At 63.3% G+C, this 2,225-nt stretch carries 1 protein-coding gene and 1 pseudogene; both read left to right on the forward strand.

The annotated features are described in order from the left end of the window. A pseudogene (locus EN935_RS41030) lies at nucleotides 1-254 on the forward strand (hypothetical protein); the annotation flags it as partial. Nucleotides 255-352: 98 nt separating this feature from the next. Continuing rightward, a partial coding sequence (locus EN935_RS32190; protein WP_127374031.1) for a non-ribosomal peptide synthetase occupies nucleotides 353-2,225 on the forward strand: 1,873 nt, incomplete at its 3' end.

The following is a 2,225-nucleotide window of genomic DNA, read 5'->3' on the forward strand; positions in this document are numbered from 1 at the left end:
GGGGCCTGGGCTGCGACCTGCCAAAGCTTCTGTTCGTGATCAAGGAAGCGTTCTACAAAATGTATTTCCCGCTTACCGGTCGTTTTCTGGCGTTTCACGATGTTCGTGTCGAACTGGACGTGGAGAACCACGCCGCCGAGGCCCGGATCGTTCCATCAAAGCACCTGGCGGCGATCGACAGCCGCTGTTTTGAGGGTCGCTTCGGCAGCAGCGACGGAACCCTGTTTTCATGTTTTGAGCTCTCCGCGCGTTGACAGCCGCGCCGCCAGCAAGCACTCAGGGAACCGGGCACAGGCTATTTGGGTTGAACGGTGGGTATTTCTGATCGACGTCGATCCCGGATCGGGATCTGATGGGCACAATACGTGACCATGTGAACCGGCATGCCGGATACAATTCGCAGACGGTGGCCCTTCTGGCCGCGGCACAGCCTGCGCTTACCTTTGCAGGGTTGGCTGCCCAGATCCACTATGTCGGCGAAATACTGGCGCTGGAGGGCATCGGCCTATCCGACCGTGTCGCGTTGCTGTTGCCCGAGGGTGCGGAAGCCGCGGTAGCGATCGTGGCCGTCGCAGCCAACGCGGCATGCGCTCCCTTGAACCCCGCATGGCCGATGCGCGAACTTGAATCGCAGCTGGCCGCGCTGCGCGCCACGGCGCTGATCGTGCCGCATGGCTGGCAATCGCCGCTGCTTGCCGTGGCGGCCTCGCTCAATATCCGCGTCCTGCAATTGCTTGCCGAGCCGGGTGCGGCGGCAGGGCGCTTTTCGCTGACCGGTGTCGGCGAGACACTTCGGGATGATCAGCGCAAGGCCTCACAACAGAATGCGGCAACGCCGGACGATACCGCGCTGCTGCTGTTCACATCGGGCACGTCGGCGCAGCCCAAGCTGGTTCCGCTCACCCATCGAAACCTCTGCGTTTCGGCGCAGGACATCTGCGTGGCACTGGATCTGCGGCACACCGACCGCTGCCTGGGCGTGATGCCGCTGTTCCATATCCACGGCATCAGTAGCCTTTTGGCGTCGCTGGTTTCAGGCAGTTGCTACGTCAGCCTGGCGGGCTTTTCCGCCGACTGCTTTTTCAGCGGCCTCGAAGAATTCAGACCGACCTGGTATTCGGCCTCGCCGACCATTCATCGCACAATCCTCGACCAGATACGTCTTTACTCGGGAGACCCGCGCCGGGCCGGGCTGCGCTTCATTCGTTCGGCGTCTGCGCCAATGCCACCCCAATGGATCGCGGATATCGAAGGCGTGTTCGGCGTGCCGTTCGTCGAGGCCTACGGGATGACCGAGGCGGCGCCGCAAATTGCCAGCAACGGCCTGCCGCCGTTCGAACGCAAGCGCGGCTCCGTCGGCAGGTCCGCAGGTCCGCAGATCGCCATCATGGATCAAGCCGGGCGTCTCCTGATGCCGGGCCAGAGCGGCGAAATTGTCATTCGTGGCGCCAATGTCATGCCTGGCTACGATGGCGACCCTGCTGCCAATGAGGCCGCTTTCGTCGATGGCTGGCTGCGGACAGGAGACAGAGGACATCTCGACGCTGACGGCTATCTGTTCGTTTCCGGCCGCCTGACGGACACCATCAATCGCGGCGGTGAAAAGATTGCGCCGGCGCTGGTGGAGCAAGTCCTGCTCGACCATCCCGACATCGAAAAAGCGGTCGTCTTCGGCATCCCCCATCCAGTGCTTGGCGAGACCGTTGCCGCAGCGGTCGTCCCCAAGCCGGGGAAAGCGCCGTCGGCGCAGCAGATCCGCGGCTTTGTCGCCGAGCGGCTGGCGCGCTCCAAAGTGCCCCAGCGGATCGTGCTGGTCGATGAGATTCCGATCAATGCCAGCGGAAAGATCAATCGCAGGCATCTGGCTCTGGCGCTGAACCTGCAAGAACAGGACGGTCAACCTGTTTCGCCGCAGACCGGCAAGGTGGTTGCGCGAACCGCGATCGAGCGCCGGGTAGCGGCGGTCTTTGCCGAGGTTCTGGGAACCGAGCCGCCCGGCATCGATGACGACTTCTTCGACCTTGGCGGTCATTCGCTGACCGCGATGCAGGTTCTCGTCCGGCTGCATGCCATATTCGAGGTCACATTGCCGGTCGATTGCATGTTTGACTGCCCGACCGTGGCGCGGCTTTCCCAGCGCATCGGCGAAGAGATGGCCAACCTCGTCGCGGATGGCCTGGCGCGGCTGGAGCGGGGGCCGACGTCCGAGCGGGAAACCACACGCA

Origin of the sequence: Mesorhizobium sp. M7D.F.Ca.US.004.03.1.1 (assembly GCF_003998635.1) — a bacterium.
Taxonomy (GTDB): domain Bacteria; phylum Pseudomonadota; class Alphaproteobacteria; order Rhizobiales; family Rhizobiaceae; genus Mesorhizobium; species Mesorhizobium loti.